Consider the following 3,927-nt stretch of genomic DNA (forward strand, 5'->3'; position numbering starts at 1 on the left):
TAGATAGCGAAGCAGCAGAAGCCCATGCACCCCACAATGACAAGAGAAGTGAAGCTGCGCACATGACGAAACGCAGTTTCTAAGTTTTTGGCTTTGGTAAACATGACATTTTAAGTTATGAGTTTTGAGATTTTGGCATTGCTGTACTTCTTGGCAGTGATCCAAATCCACCGCCTTCGGGGAACGCCCTGTTGCCAAAGCCTGTCGCAGTCTGCGAGAAAAGCGTAGTAACTTTATAAAGGAATGGATTTCCTCCGCCCGCCTGGACAATGTAGTTAGCTGTTGCAGGAACCGCGAAGTACCCTACGATCCCGATGATCAGGAAGATCAGGTAGGCCATATCAGTTGAGCTGAAAAACGTTTCTCCCGCACCTTCGACCTGGCTGATGTCGAGTGTGAGCATCATTTCCTGGATTTTTCCGATGATCGCCCCGAAAATATTGGCGACCGGAAGCCAGAGAAAGATGTTGATATAGCGCGCTATCCAACCAGTCAACGTATGCTGAAATCCGTCGAAAACGGAAATTCCAAATGCAATCGGGCCGACAATGGCGAGGACAATAAGCTGGAATGTTCGAAGCGTATTGATACAAAGTGCTGCCGCTTCAAAAAGTAGCCTCAATATTTCGCTCATCCATTCCTTGATGGAATTGCGGAAATTATAAGAAGCCTTTGCCATCGAAAACTTAATATCATTGCCGACGCTCGCCATGATGCCTTCGCCAGATGGATCTTCGTTCCCATGCGTATACTTGTACCATTTGTCCCGATCTCCACTTCCTGTTGAGCCGACATACATTTGCCAGGCATTTGTTTTCATAATCGCCTCTTCTTTTTTCTTCAACAGCAATGTGATTGCTTCGTTGGAGCCTTCGACCATTGCCGACGTCGCCCGAACAACAGGTGACATGACACCATTGATCATTGCCAGAAGTGATGGAAAAATCAGGATTGCAAAACCGATAACAAATGGTCTGAAAAGTGGATAAAAATCAATCGGCTCCGCATTTGCCAGATGTCCAAATCCGGGAGGCGATGTACCAGATGGCCGCAAAGCCCGCGATGCCGCGCCCGACGCTAATGAGCTTGGCACACATGGGCATCATCTCATCATACAACTTAGCCAACACGCTATGCAGTCCGCTAATCTGCTCGGGAAAGCCTTGCGCGAACGAAATTTGAGGCGAAGCGGTAGCTAACACCACTATTAAAGCGGCTCTAGAAAATGCGTTCATGACGTTTGGTTTAAAGCTGTATTCCGTTCAGTTTGCTACTCACTTCGACTTCAGTATAAGTTTTGGCTCTCTGTAATTGCAGCGTTGCAGCCGTGGAGTTGAAGTGTCTCAGGAAAACGAGCTTGTCCTGCATTTCCTCGTGGATTTTATCGATGGCAGAGAGACGCTCATCGTCTGACATTCTCATTTTCTTCGCAGTAACTACCATGGTCAAAGCATCCAGATTTTTCAAACTTTGACTGATCAACCTGGCATAGACGCGCTCAATATAGTCAAGCTCATCTTTATTAAAGTACTTCCCTGCCTGAAACTGGGCGAACGCTTTCCTGTATTCGGAAACCAACCGTATCTGAAAGTCTATGATTTCGGCAATTCGCTTGTAGCGTTTTACTGCCGGGCTTACTTCCAGCAAGCCGTCCAGAAATGCCTCGTGCAGTTTGAAATTTCCTTTCGAAATATCCTTGATGGTCGTGTAGCCTTTGAAAAGAATGTCATAACCTGCCTTTAATTCTTTAAGGATTTTACGGAGTTGATTCAGCTTTTGAATGTTCAGGATTAGCTGGGTTACCTCTGGCGTTTGAGCGGATGCCTGTTTTGCAGGTAAAAGCAACGAAGCCATTAAAAAAATTATTAAAACAGTTCTCATGGTTCTCAGTTTATGCCGCGTAGAGCCCGGCCGGTAATCACGTCCTCTTTCTCTTTCATTCTGGCTGCTGCCAATACTGCCGACTCCTGACAAAAAGCTTTTGAGAAAGTCAAATTGAACAGTGTTTGCTGGTAAAGCGCCTCAATCCTCTTTGTTCGCTCATCGTCTGTCATTGCCAGATTACCATCGCTAACCACTTCTTTAAGCATAGACTGGATTTTGTCACAATCAGAACTGACCCGATCAAACACGGCCCGCAGGTAAGCAAGCTCATCACCACTCAGATAATCAGTCAGTCCTGATTTTGAAAGACAGGTAGAGCAAACATTTTTCACTTCACCGTTAAAAGACGCAATCCATTTAACTTTCTGCAGGCTTGCAATCTTTGGGTTGACGACTTTCAGTGAATCAAAGTAGTTTTTGTGAAGTTTGAATTCTCCTCGCTTCAAATCCCCGATCATCGTTAATCCCTCCTTTGCGATCTTGTAGCCCTTCTCAGTGAGTTCCAAATAGATTTTCAGCTGAGCGATCTGCTCGATCAGATATTTCTTCTGCGTTTTTTTCTGGCGAAACCATTCTTTGAATGTTTGCGCCTGCAAAGTCGTGTTGATGAAAATCATGGTCACTGCTATCAGGGTTACTCTCATGATTATTTAATTGATTCCGTAAAGCTTTTTCACCGCATCCACTTCCTGCTGATTCTTTGCCCGACTGATGCTCAGCATGGTATTTTCCTGATTGAATCGTATTAAGTCCGAATACAGCTGATCCGTCTTGTCCGCAGCATTTTCAATAAGTTCTAGTCGCTTCGCGTCCGTCATTTGCATGGTTAGTGACTCGACCACCATTTTAAGCAAGTCCACGTTTTTGGAAGAGTTTTCCAGAATGCCCACATAGACCTGGTATATGTAGTTAAGCTCCTGCTGGGTAAAATGCTTGTCGTTTGACACCAATCCCCAAAACCTTCTGTATTCATCCACCAGCTTCGAATTCTTATCAGCGATTTGCTTGATCTTGAAATAATAGGCGATGACAGCTTTGACCTTTTTCAGCTCGTCGTAATACTTTTTGTAAAGATCACGCTGCTTTTTAACCCAATCAGTGATCTCATCCAGTTGCAGTTTAGCCATCGTGTTTTCAATCGCTTTCTGCGCATTTTGAAGTCTAATCACCTTATTCTGCCGCCGCTGAATCATCAAATCCACCGCCTTCACTACTTTCTTAATCGCCGCTTTGATTACCGCAGCCCATGGATTTGCTGCCTCCGCTTCCCGGACGGGTGTTGCCACAAGGGCGAACGCCAGCGTAAAAAATAAGATGTGCTTTCTCATGTTCCAGCCGCCGATTTCATTTCGCCTGCCAATGCTGCAATCCCTTTTTGCATGCTGCCGAACCGGCCAGCATATTCAAGCACTTTGATCTTTTCGGTTTCCTCAGTCGTGTAGCACAGGTATTCTTCCAAGCTCACTTCTGTCCGGTAAACCCGCGACAGTGTCCCACCTAGACTAATAAAAACTTCCTTATACTTGCGCAGCGGATCGTTGGCTTTGTTGACAGAAAGGATCAGCGTTTTTTCCTTTTCAGTCAGCCCAAGCAGTTCCTGGATCTGATCAAACTTGTTTTGATATTTGCTTTGGTCAAGTAGAATCTTGCAATCGCTGTTATTAATGATCGCCTGCTTTACCACTGGTGAACTGATAATATCTTCCACTTCCTGCGTGACCACAATCGCTTCCCCCAGATACTTCCGAACTGTTTTGAATAAATACTTAATGTAGTCGGCCATTCCTTCCTTTGCGATCGCCTTCCACGCTTCTTCAATCAAAATCATCTTCCTGATCCCTTTCAGTTTTCGCATCTTGCTGATGAAAACTTCCATGATAATGATCGTTACGACAGGAAACAGGATCGGATGGTCTTTGATATTATCCAGCTCGAAAACAATGAACCGCTCATTTAACAGGTCAATGTTCTCAGTAGCATTTAGCAGGTAGTCAAATTCTCCGCCTTCATAATAAGGCCTCAATACATAGAGCAGATTAGCCA

5 protein-coding genes are annotated in these 3,927 nt (G+C 44.9%); all 5 read right to left on the bottom strand.

Annotated elements, in window-relative coordinates:
* Positions 1-115: 115 nt before the first annotated feature.
* Positions 116-1,093 carry a conjugative transposon protein TraJ gene (gene traJ, locus ACTIE6_RS19805; protein WP_439558293.1) on the bottom strand — a complete coding sequence of 326 codons (978 nt, stop codon included), beginning with the start codon at positions 1,091-1,093 and terminating at the stop codon, positions 116-118.
* Positions 1,094-1,245: 152 nt separating this feature from the next.
* Positions 1,246-1,854: a TerB family tellurite resistance protein gene (locus ACTIE6_RS19810; RefSeq protein ID WP_439558294.1), complete on the bottom strand. Its 609-nt coding sequence runs from the start codon at positions 1,852-1,854 to the stop codon at positions 1,246-1,248.
* 32 nt (positions 1,855-1,886) lie between these two features.
* Positions 1,887-2,528, bottom strand: a complete 642-nt coding sequence (locus ACTIE6_RS19815) for a hypothetical protein (RefSeq protein WP_439558295.1) — start codon at positions 2,526-2,528, stop codon at positions 1,887-1,889.
* A gap of 6 nt (positions 2,529-2,534) precedes the next feature.
* On the bottom strand, positions 2,535-3,212 hold the full coding sequence (locus ACTIE6_RS19820) for a conjugal transfer protein TraI (RefSeq protein ID WP_439558296.1): 678 nt from the start codon (positions 3,210-3,212) through the stop codon (positions 2,535-2,537).
* On the bottom strand, positions 3,209-3,927 hold a 719-nt coding region (locus ACTIE6_RS19825; protein WP_439558297.1), incomplete at its 5' end, for a TraG family conjugative transposon ATPase. The genes ACTIE6_RS19820 and ACTIE6_RS19825, both read right to left, overlap by 4 nt.

This window comes from Dyadobacter sp., from assembly GCF_051859145.1.
Lineage (GTDB): Bacteria > Bacteroidota > Bacteroidia > Cytophagales > Spirosomataceae > Dyadobacter.